Source organism: Gemmatimonas sp. (assembly GCF_036405635.1).
In the GTDB taxonomy this organism is placed as follows: Bacteria; Gemmatimonadota; Gemmatimonadetes; order Gemmatimonadales; family Gemmatimonadaceae; genus Gemmatimonas.
This window is the reverse complement of the sequence record NZ_DASWXE010000053.1, coordinates 1-20,474: the sequence shown is the minus strand read 5'-3', so window position 1 is coordinate 20,474 and position 20,474 is coordinate 1. Positions and strand designations below refer to the sequence as shown.

The following is a 20,474-nucleotide window of genomic DNA, read 5'->3' as shown; positions in this document are numbered from 1 at the left end:
CATGCCACGCCCTGACCCCCGACTGATCCCCACCGCCGCAGGGCCCATCGAGTCCCAGGTGGTCGACGCCTCGCTGGTCGCCCAGCATGCGCCAGTGTTGCCGCCGGTACTCGCGCTGCATGGCGGCATGGGCGGTCATGATCAGGGGCTGTTGCTGGCACAGGCCGCGCTCCCTGACTGGCGATTTCACCGCGTGATCGCGCCGTCGCGGCCTGGATACTTCGGCACGCCGCTGGTGGGCGGGGAGTCACCCGTGCAGCAGGCCGACCGGCACGCGGCGCTGCTGGATGCCTTGGGCGTGGAGCGCGCATTGGTGATGGCGGTATCGGCCGGCGGACCCGGTGCGCTGCATTTTGCGCAACGCTATCCGGACCGCTGTGCGGGTCTGGTACTGGTCTCGGCGTGCACCGACACGCTGGAGCCACCACCACGCATGCGGGAACGACTGCCGCAGATGCAGCGCCTCGCGCGCTATCCTTGGCTCCTGGCGCCGATGCGGTGGCGGGTGCAACTCAATCCCGACTCAGCGGCGCGCCGGTCCATCACCGATCCGGCCCTGCGACGGGCCACGCTGGCCGACCCGGTGGCCGGGCCACTGCTGCGCGAACTGCTGGTGGGGTCGCTCACGCAGGTGGACCGACGCATGGCCGGCACCATCAACGACATGGAGCAGTGCGCGCGAGTCGGTGCGATACCGGTGGATGATCTCACGATGCCCGTGCTCGTGTTGCACGGTACGGACGATCCGGTGGTGCCATTGGCGCAGGGCGAGCGCGTCGCGCAGGAAGCGCCGAGTGCGGATCTGGTGCCCTTGCAGGGCGGCGGACATGTGGCGCTGTTCACACATGTCCGCGTGGTACGCGCCGCCGTGAGCGGGTTGCTCGAGCGCGTGTGGAGCTGATGCGTGAACGGGCAACTGCATCTGCAGTTGCCCGTTCAATGATGGATCAGCCGTTCTTCACGATGAAGGCCATCAGCGTCTGATCGGAGCTGAGCTGACCGGCGGCCACCTTGTTGAGCTCATAGATCAGCGTGGACTTGCTGATGTGAGCAAAGTCGACCATCACGATGTTGGGCATGTAGATCTTGATCGTCTGCGCATTCGCGATGTTCGGCACGTTGGGGTTGATCGGCGGCGCGTGCGCGCTGACGCTGGCACCCATGCCGGAGTTCCATGCCTCGAGGAAGCCCTTGAGATTGGGCGGACGCCACATTTCATCGTCGCGTTCCTTGATGCTCTGCATGAGGCCCGTCGTCGTCCAATACATCATGCGGACGGCGTCGGGCGGCACCAGACGCGCGTCCGTCATGTTCGTGATCTGCTTCTTCGTGTTCGTCTTGATCTTCTTTTCGGTCGACGTCTTCATCGCCGTATCGCCGAAATTGCCGTAGTACTGCAGACCATCGTAGCTGGTCTGGTAGGCGGGCCTCGCCTTGGTCTTCTCATCCGCCTTTGCCAGATTGGCGAACTTGAGAATGCCGGGATGCGCGACGCCATGCAGCGCCTTGTGTTCCTTGTAGCCCTTGTCCGAGAACAGCACCACCACCTTGCCGGCCAGCTCGTTCAGCGTCTTGCGGTTGATGTTGCCGCCGCCCTGATAGAGGTTGGCGCCCAGAATTTCGATGCACGCTTCGGCGATCAGCGTCCAGTTGGTGCACTTGTCGAACTTGAGGAGCAGGAATTCGGTGTTGCCGGCCGGTGACTGCACGAACGCCAATGCCTGCGAGAGCACCGTGTGCAGCGAGAGACCCCAGTCACCCATCTTGAGCTTGCTGCGGGTGACCGTCTCCATGCGGGCCTGACCGGGCAAACCGGTGGGGTTCACCATGCGCTTCTTGGTCTCGTTCTTCACGAACATGCCGTCGGCATGGAACGTCTTCATCTGGATGTGCTTCACACCATCCACATTGATGGTCGTCGCGGCGACACGGATATCGAAGAAGCGTACGCCGGCGATGGCCTGCTGACCGATGTTGAGGGTCTGCGTCTGGACGTTGTCCTTCATCTCCTGGCCCATGATGCCCGCATCATGAGTCCCGACCATCACGATCTCATTGACGCGCTTGCCGCCGCCGAGATCCATGTAGCGAATCGCCATGCACCGTTCTCCTGTCCACTTTCATAAGTAGCACTCAGCGAGATGGGAATCATCCCGCGATCCGGCAGCGAGCCTCGCGCCGTGAAGCCACCAGCTTAGCACCCGGGAAATGTGCGCGCCATTACACCCCGGGTCGCCTGCCACCGGATGGCGGAACGGCAAGATGACGAGGCGCGCGTGGCGCGTGACGAGGTGCGCCCGTGGCTTGGCGCTTGGGCCAGTGGCTTGGACGGCCAGAGGTGTCACGATTCTGCCTCCGAATTCCATCGACGAGCTCAGGCGTTGCCCTCGCGGCAAGGCTGCTCATCCTTCATAGTGCCGCGCGATCCGAACGCCCAGCCACAGGCCCGCTCCCAGGCCAAGCATGCTCAGCATGAAGCTGGTCATGACGCCCACGCCACTCCCCAGCCACCAGCCGAAGGAGCTGCCAAGCGTGGATCCGATGACACCAAAGAGCCTCTTCATGCCCGGCGCTCCTTCGTGGTGGTTGACCTGCGCGGCAGGTGACGCGCTCGGTCTGCGGTAGTCTCGGGAAATGTGACGATCTGTGCATCCACGCCAATCTCCCGCACTCAAGCTGCGAAATTAAGAGTTGACTAATATTAGATAACTCTAATATTAGCGTGAACGCGATGCACGACCCGTTCCTTCCATTCACCGGCTCATGTTCACCGATCCCAGCCAACATCTCGGCGCTACGGTGCGCGAAGTACGTCACTTGGAGTACCGCGGACAGCGCGCCCGCGCCGTCGTGGCGGTGCGCGCATACACCACCACCCGCGACGACCTGTGGGATGCCCTCACCAATGGTGAACGCATCCCGCGCTGGTTCCTGCCCATCAGCGGTGAACTGCGTGTGGGCGGGCGCTATCAGTTTCAGGGCAACGCAGGTGGACTCATTGAAACGTGTGATGCGCCTACGTCGCTCAGCGTGACCTGGGAGTATGGCGCCCAGATCACCTGGGTGCGGGTCACGCTGCACGTGGTCAATGAAGAGAGCACGCGACTGGAACTCGAACACATCGCTCCTGTAACCGATGAAGGGGAAGCGTTCTGGACGCGGTATGGGCCAGGCGCGGTTGGTGTGGGTTGGGATCTTGGATTGACGGGTCTTGAGCGACATGTCGACACGGGTGCCGACAACGATGGCAAGGCTGCCGAAGCGTGGACGCTGTCTCCCGAAGGACAGGCGTTCGTGAAGCAATGCAGCGATGGTTGGGGGGCGGCGTCGATCGCTGCCGGCACCGAAAAACAGGCCGCGCTCAAGGCTGCGGCACATACGTTTGCGTTCTACACTGGGCAGCCAGAACCCGAGTGACCATCGAAACACGCCTCCGTCATACTGCATTCGCGTGAGCCACGCTTTCGATATTCTCGGCGATCCGATTCGCCGCCGTATTCTCGAGCTTTTGCGCGAACGTGAATGCACGTCCGGTGATGTCGTCGAAATCATTCAGCAGGAATTCGGCATTTCGCAGTCCGCCGTCTCGCAGCATCTCAAGGTGTTGCGAGACGGCGGCTTTGCGTCGGTGCGCCATGAGGGGACCCGTCGCATCTACATCATGGAAAGCGGGCCACTGCAGGAAGTGGATACCTGGCTGGCACAATTTCGCTCGACCTGGCTGCCGCGCATGGACGCACTGGCCACCGAAGTCGCACGCGGTAAGCGTGAACGTCGGCGCAGCTGAGTGCTACTGCGCCGGTCGCCGAAAAAGCCCGCTGTACACGGCCTTGCCGAGCACGTGGCCTTGCATGGCCTGGAAGACCTTGTTGCGTGACTCGAAGGCATCAGCACCGGGCGCCACATCGAGCTTGATGTCGAGCGCATAGACCTCGAACACATAGTGGTGCTTGGGGCCCGTCGCTGCGGCACCCGGGCCGCGATACATCAGTCCAGTGGCGCTGTGCTGGAAGCTGCCGTCGGGCAACTGTGCGCCCTTGGGCTGCCCCTCGGCGATCCCCTTCGCATTCGCGGGGATATTCCACACCACCCAATGCGCCTGGTCGTCGGTGGTGCGATTTCGCGCGACATCGAGGTCACGCATGTTGAGCACGAACGACTGCGTGCCGGCCGGCACGTTGATCCAGTTGATGGCCGGCGAGAGTCCTTCACCAGGCGCCACGCCCGGTGCGGCCTGACTGAACTTGATCGGGATGTCGGCGCCATCGGCAAAGCCCTGCACGGTGAGCACCATCGGAGGAGCGGGTGGCGCGCCGGCCGGCTGCTGAGCGTGCAATGCGGTGGTGGCCAACGGCAGTGCCGTCAGCAGTCCACTGACAACGAAGGAGGCGAACGTCTTCATGGGGCCTGCGGGAAGGGAGTGGGGAAAGGAGTCGAAATATAGGGCGCGTCCCGCACGCTTCGATGCGCGTGTATTGCACCTGCAATGCAGATGCAATGCATCGCCGACGCTTCTACGCGCCGGTCATGTCGTGTGCGAGGTCGTACAGCATCACATCCACCAGCGCGATGAACACCTGCAGGAACAGCGCGGCGGCAAATGCCACACCGCCGGCTACTGCCACGAGCACACTGCGTACACCGCCGGTGATGCCCATGGCCTGCGCTGCGCCGAGTGCCGTGAACACGGCCAGCGAAGGCAGCAGGATCAACGCGGTGAATTGCGCCACCACCATGGTGCCAAACGCGCGCCCCGGCATCGCCGTGGCCATGTGCGCGAGACGCTCCGGTGTGCTGCGCGTGCCGCCGTGCCGGTAGCGGTCGACAAAGTGCAGCATGGTACGGATACCGCCGCCGCCCGCCTCCTTGCTGGTGCGCAGATACGTGCCAAACGCTGTGCGCAGCCAGGGCCCGTACAGGGAGGGCGCACGGCCCGAGGCACTGGCCCCGGACACACGCGCTGCGGCTTCGCGCCAGGTGATAGTGTGAAACGGGCGTTCCCGGATATCGCCGAACACCGTGGCAATGCTGGCCATGGCCAGTGGGGTGCTCATGAGCAGCGCCACATTGAACAGCAGAATCCACGGCATGATGTTGAGCGGAAACGGCAGCCAGGCGAGCGACAACCCGATCAGGCCCGCCGCCACGCCGGGCATCGCAAAGCACAGCCCGAGCGTACTCAGCTCCGGCATGCGTTCGGCAAAGATGGCCAGCGCACGCCGCATGCTGTCGCCAAAACCCATCGCATTCGCGCGCAGTGCCGCGGCAAACGATGCGGCAGACTGGAACCGGGCTTCCGGATCCTTGCTGAGTGCGCGCCGCAATACCGCCTCCACCGACGCGGGCACGTGCGCCGATTCCGGCAATGCCGGCACGTCGGCCACAAAGTGCTGATGCAGCAGCGCCATCGTGTCACCGCGAAACGGCAGTGTACCCGACACCATCTGGTAGACCACCACGCCGAGGCTGTAGAGATCACTGCGCGCGTCCACCGCCTCACCGACACACTGCTCGGGTGACATGTAGGCCGGCGTGCCGATCGACTCACCCACCTGCGTGGCCATCGGATTGGACGGCACGCCGCTCTCCGTGCGCGTATTGCTCGGCGACGGAGCCTGTCGCGCAAAGGTGTCGTCGCGCAGCTTGGCGATACCGAAGTCGAGCAGCGTGACGTGAAAGCCACCACGCGCATCGGGCGTGAGGAAGATGTTGGCCGGCTTGAGGTCGCGGTGCACCACGCCACGCGCATGTGCCGCGGTCAAAGCCGACGCCACCTGGGCGACGATATCCACCACCTGCGGCAACCGCAGCGGACCCTGCGCGGCCAGCACGTCTTCGAGTGTCTCGCCGTGCAGCGCTTCCATGACGAGATACGCCACGTCGTGCCCGCCCACGGTGTCCACACCGAAGTCGGTCACGTTCACGACATGACGGTGCTGCAGCCCGCCGGCCGCGCGTGCTTCGCGGGTGAAGCGTTCGGCGGCGGTGGCGTCAGCGAGCAGCTCCGGGCGCACCACCTTCACCGCCACCTGTCGGCCAATGCCGATATGCTCGGCCAGGTACACCGCGCCCATGCCGCCCTCGCCCAGCGTGCGGCCGATGCGGTACTTCCCATGAATGACGGCGTCGGTGAGTGAATCCATGCCACACACTCGCACGGCGCGACCGCGTCGCCAAGGCTGAAATGGGATTCTTGACAGATCGTTCAATAACTGCCATGTTCACTCCATGGCTCGCCCGCGGCAATTCGACGAGGATCTGGTGATCGACCAGGTGACCCGCACCTTCTGGGAGCGCGGGTATGCCAACACGTCCATCGCCGACCTCGAAACGGCCACGGGGCTCGGACGGCAGAGCCTGTACTGCGCATTTGGCGACAAGCACGCGCTGTTCCTGCGGGCTCTCGAGCGATACGCTGCATTCGGCGATCAGCACATGCCACCAGCGGCGCTCAACAGCACGTCGCCGCTCGAGCACCTGCGGTACATGCTGCGGGCGACCATCGACACGGCTACCTCACCCGACGCCCCAGGTGCCTGCCTGATGGTGCAGGCGATGACAGAGTTCGGCGACACGGACGTCGACGTGCACGCCAAGTGTCAGGCGAACAGCCGGCGTATCGAGGCGTGGATTGGTCGGCTGGCTGCTGAGGCCGAGGCGCTCGGGATGCTCGCGCCCGGCGTGGCGCCGGCTACCGTCACCACGCTGGTCATGACGCAGCACTTCGGCATTCCCATTCTGGCGCGATCGGGTGTGCCGGCCGATCAACTGCAGTCGAGTGTGGACCTGTTGCTCAAGCAGATCGCGAGCTGACGTCGAGCCGATTCCGGGCTGAGTCAACGCGGTCGCAAACCACCGAAGCGTCGTCGTAGACGAGTCGAAGTAGACGAGTCGAAGTAGACGAGTCGAACACGCAGGGACCTTCCCTGCGTTTCTTCGGCTCAGTTTTTGACCATTCGTTCAAGTAAGGAAACTCCCATGTCGCAGTCCATCGCTGGTAGCGTTGCCTTCGTCACCGGTGCCAATCGCGGTCTTGGTGCGGCTCTCACGCAGGCCCTTCTCGCCCGCGGCGCGAGCAAGGTGTATGCGGCCGCTCGCACACTCGGCTCGCTCGAAAACATCGTGGCCAACGGAGAGGGCAAAGTGGTACCCGTGCAGCTCGATGTGACCGATGCCGAGGCGGTACGCGCGGCGGCATCGCTTGCTACAGATATCACGCTGCTGCTCAACAACGCCGGCATCGTGGCCACGGCGTTTCGTCCCATCACCGATGTGCGTACAGTGGACGACCTGCGTCAGGAGCTCGAGGTGAATGCCATCGCACCGCACGCGATCACACGCGCCTTCGCTCCTGCACTCATCGAAAGCGCACAATCGGGCAAGGCGACAACGCGCCGCAGCACAGTGGTGAACGTCGCGTCGGTGGTGAGCCTCGTCAGTTTCCCGGTCGTCTCGACCTACAGCGCGAGCAAGGCAGCCGTGCACTCACTCACGCAGGGGTGGCGTCATTCGCTGGCCCCACATGGTGTGGACGTGCTGGGCGCCTATCCCGGGCCAATCGACACCGACATGGCGCGCGAAATTCCATTCGAGAAGACTTCGGCGCTCGATGTCGCCAACGCCATCCTCGACGGCGTCGAGGCCGGCACGCAGGACATCCTGCCTGATCCGGCGGCGCAGCAAAACGGCGCGTTGTACTTCGCGAATCCCAAGGCGCTCGAACTACAGATATCACAGCAGATGTCGCAGGACGCTGCCGCGGTGCAGTAACAGCACCTCAACGCATCGCCCTGCGACATCCTCTGCGATTTTCGATACCGACCTTAGTACCAGACCTTGTCGACGGTCTTGTTGACCTTGCTCGCGACTTTGCTGTCCACCGCGAAGCCTTCCTCGCCGAGGAAGGTGACGACGGCTTCCGGTACCGCATGGAACAGCGTCATGACGGCCTTGGCATAGTCGCGCAGGTGCGACAGGGCGAGCTCGGAGACCTCCGCATCGCCCAATGCCTCGGCCGTCGTGTGCAGCATGAGATAGCCCACGGTGGCCAGCGACACGGCGGTGTAATCGTCTCGCAGGTTCTTGGGCAGCTTCTCACTGCGCACGAGGTCGATGGCGGCGGCACCAAGGCCGAGCACGGACGACGCAGCGCCCTTGATGGCTTCCGCGATGCCCTGGCCGCCCTGCTTGCGGCGGTCGGCGATCTCGTCGAGCGCCGCGATGTGCTTCTCGGACAGGCCGCTCAGCTCACGGATGACGGAGTTGAACTTTCCATCCTTGCCGTCAGTGATCTGGCCGGCAAACGCCTTGTGCATATGCTCTTCAAGCGCCCGCATGTCGGTGACATAGCTGGCGATGGTTTCCTGTGCGTTCTGAGACACAATGAGATCCCGGATGACGTGAGTCGCGCGCGCCGGATGTCCAGGCGAACTCGGGTCGGCGCCCTGCGCGTAGTTGTCACGTAGCATCACCGGTGCGCCGATCAGACTCCATGCGCAGGACGGGTGATCTTGGGATGCCCCTTTTGGAGAGGCGACGTACTTGACCGCTGCGGGCGGCGATCAGGTCACGATCCGTGCACCGATGTACATGTGCGCTTCTGCCAGGCAGAATAAGCCTTCGGCGATCCGCGCTGTACATTTGGCGACCCTTCCCATCCTCTCACATGTCCACCGGCAATACGCCGCCACCCGGTCCCGCGGACGCCGATCCCGGCAAGGCTGATCTCGATGCCGCGCTGCCGCTCGTCTACGACGAACTGCGCGCGCTCGCCCAGCAGTATCTGCGGCGCGAGCGCCCTGATCACACACTGCAGCCCACGGCGTTGGTCAACGAGGCGTATATGCGCCTCACGTCGCAGCGACAGGTGGACTGGGGCAATCGGGCACAGTTTTTCGGTATCGCTGCGCAGATGATGCGACGCATCCTCGTAAACCACGCCGAGGCACGCAACGCGGACAAGCGTGGCGGACAGCTCACGCATGTCACGCTCGATGAAGCGGTGTCGTGGTCGGGCGCGCGCGATCTGGACCTGCTCGAGCTCGACGAAGCACTGGCACGTCTGGCAGATCTCGATCCGCGCCAGGCACGTGTCGTAGAGCTCCGCTTCTTTGCCGGGCTATCCATCGAAGACACCGCGACGGTGATGTCACTGTCACCGGCCACGATCAAGCGTGAATGGACGGTGGCCAAGGCGTGGCTCCGCCGTGAGCTCACCCGGGGCTGAGTCCAGTCCGCATGACGTCCACCTCATGGGAGCGCGAGAAGGCGCTGTTCCTCGACGCGCTCGCCCAACCGGCCGACACGCGCGAGCAGTGGGTTTTCACGCACACCCCCGACGAGGAAGCGCTGCGCGAGGCTGTGCTGTCACTGCTCACCGCGCATGATGACGCCGATGAGTTTCTCGAAACGCCGGCCGCATCGCTCATGAGCGATGGCCTGACAGATCCCGCGTCCGATGTGCTCACTGTACAGCGCACGGGGCCGTACCGGTTGCTGCGCGAAATCGGACGTGGCGGCATGGGCACGGTGTATCTCGCCACGCGAGACGATGGTGAGTACCGGCACCAGGTGGCCATCAAGCTGGTCAAGCGTGGCATGGACACCGACGTCATTCTCGCGCGCTTCCGGCACGAGCGGCAGATCCTGGCGGGATTGGATCATCCCAACATCGCGCGACTGCTGGATGGTGGCACCACCGACACCGGGCTGCCGTACTTCGTCATGGAGTATGTGGCCGGATGTTCGGTGCGCGAATACGCCGAGTTGCATGGCCTCACGATAGACCAGCGCCTGACGCTGTTTCACACCATCTGCGGCGCGGTGGATCATGCGCATCGCAATCTCGTGGTGCACCGCGATCTCAAGTCAGGCAATATCCTCGTCACGACCGATGGTACGCCCAAGTTGCTCGACTTCGGCATTGCCAAGCTGCTCACGCCGGGCGTTGACGAAGGAGTCACGGCGTCGTCCACCCTGATGGCGCTCACGCCGGAGTACGCGAGTCCCGAACAGTTGCGTGGCGAGCGCGTCACCACAGCCACCGATGTGTATTCGCTGGGCGTGTTGCTCTATGAGCTGCTTGCCGGGCAGCGTCCGTTCCCCTCCACGGGACGCCGCGTGGAAGACCTGGCGCAACTCGTGCGGGACACCGATCCGCCTCGGCCAAGCGACGCGGCACGGGCGAGTGGCCACCGAGACGCGCCGCAACTGCGGGGCGATCTCGACACCATCGTGATGATGGCGATGCACAAGGATGTCGCGCGCCGATATGCATCGGTGGCGCAGCTTTCCGAGGATATCGCGCGGTACCAGCAGGGGCTGGCGGTGCGCGCACACGGTGATTCGTTTGGTTATCGCGCGACCAAGTTCGTGCGTCGGCATCGGCCGATTCTTGCCGTCGCCACGCTGTTGTTTGTGGCGCTGGTGGGTGGACTGGCCGCCAGCTTGTGGCAGGCGAACCGTGCCGATATCGAACGCGCGCGCGCCGAACGACGATTTGCGGAAGTGCGGTCGCTGGCCACCGGATTTCTGTTCGACGTGCACGACGCCATTCGCACGCTGCCCGGGGCCACGCCGGCGCGGGCAATGCTGGTGCAACGCGGGTTGTTGGCATTGGATGGACTCGCGCGCGAGGCACAGGGTGACACCGCGCTGCAGCGAGACCTCGCCATCGCCTATCAGCGCATCGGTGATGTGCAGGGCAACTCCTACGGCGCGAACCTGGGTGACACCGACGCGGCGCTCGTCAGCTATCGCAAGGCCGTGGAGCTGCTGGAGTCGTTGGGCGCCGCACGGGCCACCAATCCGGCCACGCGACAGGCGCTGGTGGAGAGCTACCGCGGCCTCGCAGCCATGCTGAACATCACGGGCGAGTTGCCGGAGGCGGTGCAGTATCTCGAACACGCACTGGCGCTGCAGCGACCGCTGGTGGCGGCCGATCCCTCACCGGCCAGGCGGCAGTTGCTGGCCAATCTGCTGCAGGAGTTGGGCGATGTGCGTGGTGGTGCGGGCGTGTCCAACGTGGGTGATACCAAGGGCGCCATGGCGGCATATGGCGAGGCGCTGGCCATACGCGAGACGCTGCTGCGTGAGCGTCCCACTGACATTGATGTGCGCGCAGGACTCGCCACGCTGCAGCTTGTGCAGGGGTCGCTGGCCATCACGCTCAACGATTCGAAGGGCGCCGGTACCGTGCGTCGCGGCGTGGCCATGCTGGAGACCATCGTGGCCGAACATCCCGATGATGCCGTACGACGCAATGAACTGTTGTCGGGGTACGCGCGCCTGCGAGTGCCGCTGGTGAACGCCGGTGACTATGCAGCGGCCATCACCATCGATCGCAAGGTGCTCGGCGCGATGCAGGGCATGGCCAACGACGACCCGCAGAACACGTTGCTGCAACGCAACCTGAGCGTGTCGTACAACAATCTGGCGCGAGACCTGCGAGCCAATGGGCAGGCCACGCAAGCGTTGCCACAGCATCGCTCGGCGTTGGTCATTGCCGAACGGTTGTGGCATGCCGACACCTCGAGCATGGAGCACCTGCAGGACGTGGCGTTCACGGAAGATGTGTTTGCCGAGGCGCTGGCTGATGCGCAGGTGTGGCCGGAGGCGCTGGCGATGTATGCGCGGGCCATCGCGAGCAAGCAGCGCCTCAAGCGTGCCGAGCCAGCGAATCCGTGGCATGCTGATGATCTTGGCTTTCTGTATGCGGGGCTGGGGGCCGCGCTGGTGGCCACGAATGCGCTGCCTGCGTCGTCGTCGGCCTACGACAAGGCGGTGCCACTGGCCGAGTCGGCGGTGACGCGCCAGGAAGGGGCGCCCAAGGCACGGGGCGTGCTGGCATTGGTGTATGCCGGCGTGGCGCGGTTGCATCTGGCACGGGCGTCGTGTGGGGAGGCCATGACCTGGCATGCCAAGGCGGAGCGGCACTGGTCGGAGCTGGCCACGATGCAGGCCCTGACGGCGGCCGACATCGCCACACGGGCGGATGTGGCCCGGGCCATGAGCCAGTGCAAAGGCCCGTGAGCTGATTGGTCCGGATTTCCTGCGAGAAGAGTGAGCGCTGCCACCTACCCCTCCACATGGCGGCGACACGAACCCAGGAGAAGGGCATGAACCTCAGGAAACGCTTCTCGCAGTTTTCGCGACTGCTGCTGCTGGCCACGTTGACGGCCTGCCAGGAAGACTGCGCCGACGAGATGGCGGCGCCCAAGGCCACGGCACTCACGATGGCGGCTTCACCGAATGAACAGCGTTTGGCGCAGGGAGCAACCACGCTGTTCACCGTGACGGTGGTGCGCACGAGCTTCACAGGGCCAGTGACGTTGTCGGCGCCCTCGTCGGGGTTGCCTGCCGGCGTGACGGTGGACTTCGACCCGCAGACATTGCCTGCCGGTGTCTTTCAGTCGACCATGCGTGTGAGTGTGAGTCCCACGGCCCCCGTGCAGTACGTGGCCGACCCGCCGCGTGTGTCCATTCCCATTGTGGCCACGGCAGAGGGGCTCACCGCGAATGCCGCGCCCCAGGTGCAGATCGTGCCATCGACGCTGGCCGGCATCACCATCAATGCGACGCCCTCGTCCTTCAGTCTGCTGGCCGGCCAGAGCGCCGACGCGCTGGTGACTGTGGCGCGACAGGGCAACTACAGCGGTCCGGTGACACTGACCATGACACCGCAGTCTGCGGGCATGACGAGCACGTTGACGCCGGTGAGCGGTGTGCCTGACACGTGGCGTGTGCGCGTCACGGCGTCCGATCCCGATGGGTTGCGGCTGCTGTACTCGCAACTGATGGGTGGAGTACCCATCGAGTATGTCCTGCGCGCCACGCCGCAGGGCATCGCGCCCATCGAGACCAAACTGAATGTGCTGGTGGTCTTCCCCTTCTACTTCCCCACGCCCGAGCGTGATGCCCGGGTGGTGGTCGGTGGGCAGGACGCGGTGCGTGTGGCCCTGGCCCGTTCCACAGGCCTCACGGCACCGATCACCATGGTTGTGGACAGCGCACCGACCGGCATCAGCGGCACGTTTGCGCCCAATCCCGCCGTCGATGACATCACCACGCTCACTGTGCGCGCGGCGGCCACGGTCACGCCGGGTGACTACCAGATCCGACTCAAGTCCACGCCTCCCACGGGACTTGGGCTCACGGAGCATCAGGTGCGCATGAAGGTGGTGGTGGTCGCCCCGCCGCCCATTCAACCGCCCTGCGTGTTCAGTATGTCCGGGTTGACGGTGGTGGCGGGCAACACGGTGAGCGGTACGCTGAGCGTGGCGCGTGCGGCCGATTTCACCGGTGCGGTCAGTGTGGCGGTCGGTCCGGCGGCGGGCGGTGGAATTCCCACGGGCATGAGCTTCACATTCGGTCAGTCGCCCCTGCAGCAGGCCACCACCACGCTGCAGGTGACCACCACGACGGCCACGCCGCCGGGGAGCTATGCCCTGCAGGTCAATGGCACCTCATTCAACGGTGCCTGCACATCGGGGGCGTTCACCGTGGTCGTGTCGCCGGCCGTGGCTCCCCCTCCACCGCCGCCGCCCACGAGTGCCGTCACCCGCATCGTGATCGAGCCGGCCAACGCCGAGATCACGGCACCGGCCACGCAGCAGTACACGGCGCGGCTGTATGACGCGAACGGCGCGGTGATGCCGGCCGAAACAGGTGGTGTGATCGAGTACAGTGCGTCGAACGGCACCCCCAGCAACAACGTCGCGACGATCAATCCCACCACCGGTCTCGCCACCGGTGTCTCGGCGGGCACCATCACCATCACCGCGCGGTACGTGCGCAACGGTGTACAGGTGGTGCAGGATGCCACGCCGCTGCTGGTGTACGCGGCCGGCACGTCGGGCCACTACGGCTCGGCCACCATGTCCACCAACGGCAATGTGCGCACGGTGGCGCGTGGGGACTCGGTGCTGTTCCAGATCATCGTGCGCAACACGGCCGGCACGGTGGTCACGAGCGGTGTGAATCCGGAACCGACGGTGTCGTCGTCCAATCCGGGCGCGATCAGTGTCAGGCCCACGACCGGGCCCGTGCCGGGCTACTTCTTCTGGATGAAGGCTGCGCCGGGAGCGACGCTGAACACAGAAGTGCGCATTCGGTATGACGTGAATGGCGCGGGTGGGGAGTTGCTCATTCGCGTATCGCCGTAGCAACGGGCGCGTCGTGAGCATCAGCATTCGTGCGGTGATGGCAGCGTGCCGTCGCCGCACGAATGCGTTTCCGGCCGGGTGTCCGGCGCGCGATGTGCTCACCGCCCCAGGCTGCGAATCTCCTGCGCACGCGACCGGCTCACCGGCACCCGCGCACCATCGAGCATCACAGCCTCGAGATTGCCCCGCGTATCGGGCTTGAAGGCGCGCACCGACTCGAGATTCACGAGATGCGCACGGTGCACCCGCACGAAGCGCGCGCGGTCGAGCCGCTCCTCGAGGCGTGCCAGCGAAAGACGCAGCAGGTGTCTGGCCTGCTCCACATGCGCGATCACATAGTCGCCGTCCGCCTCGAACCGGCTCACGCGCTCCACGGGAAGCGGCACCAGTGCGCCGCCAATGCGCACGAAGAGGCGATTGATAGGGCCACCGCTCAGTGCACCACTCAGGCGCTCCACCGCATCCACCGGTGCCGGCTCACCGATGGCGGATTGTACCCGCTGCATGGCGGCGGTGAGGCGTGACGGGCCGAACGGCTTGAGCAGGTAGTCCACCGCCCCAAGCTCGAATGCGGTCACGGCATGCTCGGAGAACGCTGTCGTGAAGATCACGTACGGACGCCAGGTGAGCTGGCGCAAGACATCGGTGCCCAGCAGCGCCGGCATCTGCACGTCGAGAAAAACCAGCTCCGGCCGCAATGTCTCGATCTGTTGTACCGCACTCGCGCCATCAGCTGCTTCACCGACGACATCGACCCACTCGAACGCGCCAAGCATGGCACGCAAACCGGCCCGTGCAACGGGCTCGTCGTCTGCCAGGAACGTGCGGACCTTCATCGACCTTCCGGAATGGTGAGCACCGCTTCGTAGCCTCCCTCCACCGGTCCGGCGGTCAAGGTGGCTGCGTTGCCGTACAGCACCGCGAGCCGCTCACGCAGTCGGGTGAGACCGGTGCCGATGCCGGCGTGCCCGGGCTTCGCTGCCTCATCGCCGTCGTTGCGCACCGTCAGCACGAACACCGAACCACGGTGACGCGCTGAGATGCTGATGGTCGTGGGCGCTACGCGAGGAGCCGCGCCATGACGCACGGCGTTCTCCACGAGTGTCTGCAGGGCAAACGCCGGAATCGGTGTGTGGAGCAGTTCGGACGGCAGTGTTTCGTGCACCACCAGCCGATCGCCAAAGCGAATGCGCTCCACGGCGAGATAGCGCGACACAAAACGCCACTCATCGCTCAATGGCACTTCGTCGCGCTGTTCCTCCAGCGAAGCACGCAGCAGTTCCGCCACCAACTCCGCGGCTTCCATGGCCAGCGTGGGGTTCACCGGAATGAGCTGCACCACGGTATGCAGCGCATTGAAGAGAAAATGCGGATGCAACTGCGAGCGCAGGGCCGCGAGCTGCGTGCTGGCAGCCACCGCCTCAGCGCGAGCCGCACGCGCGGTCGACTCCACGGCATACGAAATGCCCGCCACGATCACGTACGCCACGCTGCCAATCAGGAAAAACTCACGCTCGTAGGGCACCGTCTGCCCCCAGCCCAGCACCAGCGCCTCGATGAGTCGCGAGATGACGATCCAACTGGCGGAGAGCACCGCCGAGATGGCGATGTGCATCAGGGCAAAGCGCAGCCGGAATGGGCGCGGCCACGGATTGCGCCGTACCACGCCGTAGATGACGAGGACCAGGCCGAGTCCGACCAACGGACGCACGGTAGCCGACACTCTTTCGTCGAGTGTCCAGCCCCGATCCTGGGTCACGGCGGCAAGGGCCGGCAGAAGCGCATCGATGATCACGCAAGGATCATACGCCGCCCAGCCCCGGTCGCGCTCGCCATTCAACCGTCCCGATCTGCCGTTCGGCGAAAGGGGGCTGTTGCGAAGTCCCAGGCGCCCCGACGTTCCGGCCATGACACAGCCCGCCATGCTATCGACCACGTCGTCCGCCATGCCATCCGCCACGTCGTCACCGACGCTCACGCTGCGCGACGTCAGGCATGGTTACCCGAATGGCACGCGCGCCCTCGATGGCGTCTCGCTCACCATCCCGTGTGGCATGTTCGGACTGCTCGGTCCGAATGGCGCGGGCAAGTCCACGCTGATGCGCACCATCGCCACGCTGCAGACACCGAGCAGCGGTGAGGTGCGATTTTGCGACATCGATGTACTGCGTGAACCGGAGCGACTGCGTCGCACGCTGGGATATCTGCCGCAGGACTTCGGCGTGTATGCACGCGTATCGGCGTATGACATGCTCGATCACATGGCGGTGCTCAAGGGCATCACCGCGCCAGCCGATCGCAAGGTGACGGTGGAGACGCTGCTGCAGCAGGTGAACCTGTGGGATGTGCGCAAGAAGGCGCTGGCCGGATTTTCGGGCGGCATGCGTCAGCGTTTCGGTATTGCACAGGCGCTCATCGGCAATCCGTCGCTCATCATCGTCGACGAACCCACGGCGGGACTGGACCCCGAGGAGCGCAATCGCTTTCTCAACCTGCTGGCCGAGATCGGTGAGCAGGTGGTGGTCATCCTCTCCACACACATCGTGGCCGATGTCGCCGACCTGTGTCCGCGCATGGCCGTCATGGTGGGTGGACGTGTGCAGCGTGAGGGAGCGCCGCTGGAGCTGGTGCAGGGTACACGCGGGCGTATCTGGCAGAAAACCGTGTCGCGCGCCGAGCTGGCAGATGTGCGCGAGGAACATGTGCTGCTGTCCAGTCGACTGAGCGCAGGGCGTACTGTCGTGCACATTCTCGCTGACCACGACCCCGGCAACGGCTTCGTATCCGCCGATGCCGACCTCGAGGACGTGTATTTCGCCACACTGGCGGACGCACGTCGTGTCCACGCGGGGCGCTGACCATGTTCACCGCCATTGCGGGCTTCGAGTTCCGCTACCTGCTGCGCAATCCGCTGGTGTGGGCCACGGCGGCACTCACCTTCGTGGCCTTTGCGGCGGCGACCAGTGTGCCGGGTTTCGAGCTGGGCTCGGAGGGTGGTCTCGTGCGCAATGCGAGCTACGCGGTGGTGCGCAACCTGATGCTGCTGTCGGTGATATACATGCCGGTGATCACGGCATTCGTGTCCAATGCCGTCATCCGCGACGACGAGACGGGCTACGGACCGATCATCCGCACCACGCGCATCAGCCGCAGCGACTATCTGCTGGGCCGGTTCTTCGGGGCCATGGCGATCGTGGCCGGCTGCCTGCTGGTGGGTGCGCTGGGGTTGTGGCTGGGCACACTGATGCCGTGGGCCAGCGCGGTGGCGCTGGGTCCGCAGCGCATCGCACCCTATGTGTTCGGCTTCGTCTTACTGGCATTACCCAACCTGATCATCGGCGGGGCGATTCTTTTTGCGCTCGCGGCGCTCACACGCTCCATGATGGGCACGTATCTGGGCGTGATCGCCTTCGCGTCGGTGTTTGTCTTCATTGGCGGCGCACTCAGCGAGTTGCCAAACTTCCAGACGGCGTTCACGCTCAGTGATCCGTTCGGCATCCGTGCCGTGAGCGACGCGTCGCGCTACTGGACCGTGGCACAGCGCAATGTGCTGCTGCCGGAGTTTTCGGGCTTGCTGCTCGTCAATCGGGTGCTGTGGCTGGGCATTGCGTCGGCCATTCTCGCCATCGCCTGTGCGCGATACCGGTTCGCCGATCGCGGGCTCACCACGCGTGAGCGAAAGCAGCAGCGTGGGAATGTCGCGCAGGAGACACCGGCGACCGTGCCCGCGACACTCACATTGCCTGCCGCCGCGATCCATGGTGCCTCGTTGCGCACGCTGCTCTGGATGCGTACACGCTTCGAGTCGTGGCACATCGTGCGCAGTCCCGCGTTTCCGGTGCTGATGGCGTGGGGCATGTTCACCACGCTCATCTCACTCACCACCCAACGCGATCCCGACGGGCGTCCGACCTACCCCACCACACTCTCGCTCATTCCGGAGCTGGAGGGGGGGATGGAAGTGATCCCGCTCCTGGTGGCGGTGTACTTCGCCGGCGAACTGGTGTGGCGGGAGCGCGACCGGCGCATACACGAGATCGTGGACGCATCGCCCATGCCGAATTGGGCGTACGTGGTGCCCAAGACACTGGCCATGGGGCTGGTGCTGGTGAGCATGCTGCTGGTCGCCGTCCTCGCGGCCATTACGGTGCAACTGTCGCTGGGATACACCACCATCGAACCGGCCAAGTACCTGCTCTGGTTCGTGCTGCCCACCGCGTGGGACATGCTGCTGCTCTCGGCGCTCACTGTATTCGTGCATGCCCTGAGCCCGCACAAGGTGGTGGCCTGGGGCATCATGCTGATTGCCGCCATCGTGCAGCAGCTCTACCCGCTGGTGCAGCACAACCTGCTGCTCTACGGCGGACATCCGGGTGTGCCGCTCAGCGACCTGGCCGAAGCGGGATCGTTCTGGATTGGTGCATGGACGTTCCGTTGGTATTGGGGCGCTTTTGCCCTGCTGCTGCTCGTGGCTGCGCACGTGTTCTGGCGCCGTGGTGTGGATGTACGATTGGCGCCGCGATTGGCACGTGCGCGCACCACGCTGCGCGGCGCGCCCGGCTGGGTGGCCGCTGCCGCCCTGCTGGTACTCGGCACCACCGGCGCGGTGGCCTATCGCAACACGAATGTGTTGAACACCTACATCAACGAAGACGACGCCATCGCGCGCATGGTGGACTACGAGAAGCAATACGCGCGGTATCTGTCGCAACCGCAGCCCGAGATTTCACATCTCGCCATGAACGTGGCGTTGTATCCCGAGGAACGACGCGCCGAAGTGGAGGGGCACTACCGTCTGCGCAACAACACGCGGGACACCGTTCGGGAAATCCATGTCCGGGTGCTCGATAGCGACGTGCGACTACGTGAAGCCGCGATTGCCGGCGCGCGCCTCGTGCATGACGATACTGTGAATCACCATCGCATCTATCGTCTGGAACAGCCCATGGCATCCGGTGAGGAACGCGAGCTCACATTCCGCACCACGCGATGGATTCGGGGCTACCGCAATGGTTGGCCCGAGACACAGTTGGTGGAGAACGGCACGTTTCTCAACGAGACGCAGCTTGCTCCGGTGGTGGGCGCGAATCGCATGGGCATGCTGGACGATCCGGAACTGCGCCGTGAGCATGGCCTCCCTGCTATCGAACCCATGGCCGCGCTCGGGGACAGCGCTGCGGTGTATCGCCCTTCGTCAACGCGTGGATGGGCCACGTCGGATGTCACCGTGTCCACCAGCGCCGACCAGACCCCACTCGCCGCTGGCAACAAGGTCTCCGACAAGACGCAGGGCAGCCGCCGCACCGCTCGCTTTGTCTCCACTGTTCCGCTGCGCGCGCGCTTCGTGGTCATCTCGGCGCGGTACGCCGAGCAGCACCGGGAGCATCAGGGGGTGAAGCTGTCGGTGTACTACCACTCCACCCATGCGTGGAACGTGGAGCGCATGCTCGACGCCATGGGGCAGTCACTCGACTACTACCAGGCCAACTTCGGACCATACCAGTTCGATCACTTCCGCATCGTGGAGTTTCCGGGCTACCACGACTTTGCCCAAGCGTTTGGCGGCACCATTCCGTACTCGGAGACGGTGGGATTCATCGCCGACTACCAGAAGCCTGAGACCATCGATCAGGTGACCGGCATGACGGCCCATGAGTTCGCGCACCAGTGGTGGGCGTATCAGGTGGCCGCGGCGAACATGGAAGGTGAAGGCGTGCTGTCGGAGACGTTGGCGCAGTATGCGGCGCACATGGTGATGAAGCATGTGCGCGGTGAAGACCAGATCCGTCGTTATCTCAAGTTCGAGCTGGATCGTTACCTCGACAACCGCCAGGACACCGACCAGCCACTGGTGCGGGCGCACGGCCAGCAGCATCTGCTGTACCGCAAGGGTGCGCTGGTGATGTACCTGCTGCAGGAACGTCTTGGTGAGGATGCGGTGAATCGTGCGCTGCGTTCACTGGTGACCCGATTCCGCTTTCAGGGCGCGCCCTATGCCACAGCCAGCGACCTCGTCGCCGCATTGCGCGCCGAGGCAACCACCGAAGAACAACAGGCGCTCATCACCGACCTGTTCGAGCGGGTCACCCTGTACGATCTCGCCGTGGGCGAGCCGACGGCGGTCAAGCGCACCGACGGCCGGTGGGATGTGACGGTGCCGGTGATGGCCAGGAAACTCTACGCCGATTCCACCGGAACGGAGACGGAGGCACCGCTCGCCGAGAGTATCGAGGTGGGGCTGTTCACCGCCGAACCCGGGCGTGACGCCTTCGATGCATCGCACGTGGTGCTGATGGAGCGCCGGATGATCCG

Annotated in this window: 17 protein-coding genes; 10 read left to right on the top strand and 7 right to left on the bottom strand. The window is 64.8% G+C overall.

The window, feature by feature from the left end:
• Nucleotide 1: 1 nt before the first annotated feature.
• Nucleotides 2-901, top strand: a complete 900-nt coding sequence (locus VGE27_RS03610; RefSeq protein WP_331048270.1) for an alpha/beta hydrolase — start codon at nt 2-4, stop codon at nt 899-901.
• A gap of 46 nt (nt 902-947) precedes the next feature.
• Here the strand turns inward: VGE27_RS03610 and VGE27_RS03605 are convergent, their stop codons facing one another.
• Nucleotides 948-2,099: a hypothetical protein gene (locus VGE27_RS03605; protein ID WP_331048269.1), complete on the bottom strand. Its 1,152-nt coding sequence runs from the start codon at nt 2,097-2,099 to the stop codon at nt 948-950.
• Between the two features lie 303 nt (nt 2,100-2,402).
• Nucleotides 2,403-2,564, bottom strand: coding sequence for a hypothetical protein (locus tag VGE27_RS03600; RefSeq protein WP_331048268.1), 162 nt, complete (start codon nt 2,562-2,564; stop codon nt 2,403-2,405).
• Nucleotides 2,565-2,763: 199 nt separating this feature from the next.
• On the opposite strand from VGE27_RS03600, the gene VGE27_RS03595 reads away from it, so the two are divergent.
• Nucleotides 2,764-3,417, top strand: a complete 654-nt coding sequence (locus VGE27_RS03595; RefSeq protein WP_331048267.1) for an SRPBCC domain-containing protein — start codon at nt 2,764-2,766, stop codon at nt 3,415-3,417.
• A 34-nt stretch (nt 3,418-3,451) separates the two neighbouring features.
• Complete coding sequence (locus tag VGE27_RS03590; RefSeq protein ID WP_331048266.1) at nt 3,452-3,787, top strand: metalloregulator ArsR/SmtB family transcription factor; 336 nt, start codon at nt 3,452-3,454, stop codon at nt 3,785-3,787.
• 3 nt (nt 3,788-3,790) lie between these two features.
• Here VGE27_RS03590 and VGE27_RS03585 read toward each other — a convergent pair whose 3' ends face one another.
• On the bottom strand, nt 3,791-4,402 hold the full coding sequence (locus tag VGE27_RS03585) for a YbhB/YbcL family Raf kinase inhibitor-like protein (protein ID WP_331048265.1): 612 nt from the start codon (nt 4,400-4,402) through the stop codon (nt 3,791-3,793).
• A gap of 112 nt (nt 4,403-4,514) precedes the next feature.
• Nucleotides 4,515-6,143 (bottom strand): serine/threonine-protein kinase, encoded by a 1,629-nt coding sequence (locus VGE27_RS03580; protein WP_331048264.1) that lies wholly within the window; start codon nt 6,141-6,143, stop codon nt 4,515-4,517.
• 85 nt (nt 6,144-6,228) lie between these two features.
• Here VGE27_RS03580 and VGE27_RS03575 point away from each other — a divergent pair, with 85 nt between their 5' ends.
• Together VGE27_RS03575 and VGE27_RS03570 are read left to right on the top strand one after the other, a co-directional pair.
• Complete coding sequence (locus VGE27_RS03575; RefSeq protein ID WP_331048263.1) at nt 6,229-6,813, top strand: TetR/AcrR family transcriptional regulator; 585 nt, start codon at nt 6,229-6,231, stop codon at nt 6,811-6,813.
• 165 nt (nt 6,814-6,978) lie between these two features.
• Nucleotides 6,979-7,770: an SDR family NAD(P)-dependent oxidoreductase gene (locus VGE27_RS03570; protein ID WP_331048262.1), complete on the top strand. Its 792-nt coding sequence runs from the start codon at nt 6,979-6,981 to the stop codon at nt 7,768-7,770.
• A gap of 53 nt (nt 7,771-7,823) precedes the next feature.
• Here the strand turns inward: VGE27_RS03570 and VGE27_RS03565 are convergent, their stop codons facing one another.
• Nucleotides 7,824-8,381, bottom strand: coding sequence for a hypothetical protein (locus VGE27_RS03565; RefSeq protein WP_331048261.1), 558 nt, complete (start codon nt 8,379-8,381; stop codon nt 7,824-7,826).
• 284 nt (nt 8,382-8,665) lie between these two features.
• Between VGE27_RS03565 and VGE27_RS03560 the strand changes: the two genes are divergently transcribed.
• The 3 genes from VGE27_RS03560 to VGE27_RS03550 are packed head-to-tail and all read left to right on the top strand — an operon-like array spanning nt 8,666 to nt 14,162.
• Nucleotides 8,666-9,226 carry an ECF-type sigma factor gene (locus tag VGE27_RS03560; protein ID WP_331048260.1) on the top strand — a complete coding sequence of 187 codons (561 nt, stop codon included), beginning with the start codon at nt 8,666-8,668 and terminating at the stop codon, nt 9,224-9,226.
• Between the two features lie 11 nt (nt 9,227-9,237).
• A complete protein-coding gene (locus tag VGE27_RS03555) occupies nt 9,238-12,030 on the top strand; it encodes a serine/threonine-protein kinase (protein WP_331048259.1) in 2,793 nt (930 codons plus the stop codon).
• A 56-nt stretch (nt 12,031-12,086) separates the two neighbouring features.
• Entirely contained in the window at nt 12,087-14,162 is a 2,076-nt protein-coding gene (locus tag VGE27_RS03550) for a hypothetical protein (protein ID WP_331048258.1), read from the top strand.
• A 98-nt stretch (nt 14,163-14,260) separates the two neighbouring features.
• On the opposite strand, the gene VGE27_RS03545 is transcribed toward VGE27_RS03550, so the two are convergent.
• Nucleotides 14,261-14,998, bottom strand: coding sequence for a LytTR family DNA-binding domain-containing protein (locus VGE27_RS03545; RefSeq protein ID WP_331048257.1), 738 nt, complete (start codon nt 14,996-14,998; stop codon nt 14,261-14,263).
• Complete coding sequence (locus VGE27_RS03540; protein WP_331048256.1) at nt 14,995-15,921, bottom strand: sensor histidine kinase; 927 nt, start codon at nt 15,919-15,921, stop codon at nt 14,995-14,997. The genes VGE27_RS03545 and VGE27_RS03540 overlap by 4 nt, the downstream gene beginning before the upstream one ends.
• Before the next feature lie 187 nt (nt 15,922-16,108).
• Between VGE27_RS03540 and VGE27_RS03535 the strand changes: the two genes are divergently transcribed.
• Both VGE27_RS03535 and VGE27_RS03530 read left to right on the top strand, forming a co-directional pair.
• On the top strand, nt 16,109-17,020 hold the full coding sequence (locus VGE27_RS03535) for an ABC transporter ATP-binding protein (RefSeq protein WP_345787974.1): 912 nt from the start codon (nt 16,109-16,111) through the stop codon (nt 17,018-17,020).
• 2 nt (nt 17,021-17,022) lie between these two features.
• Nucleotides 17,023-20,474: M1 family aminopeptidase (locus VGE27_RS03530; protein ID WP_331048254.1), on the top strand; the 3,452-nt coding region annotated here is incomplete at its 3' end.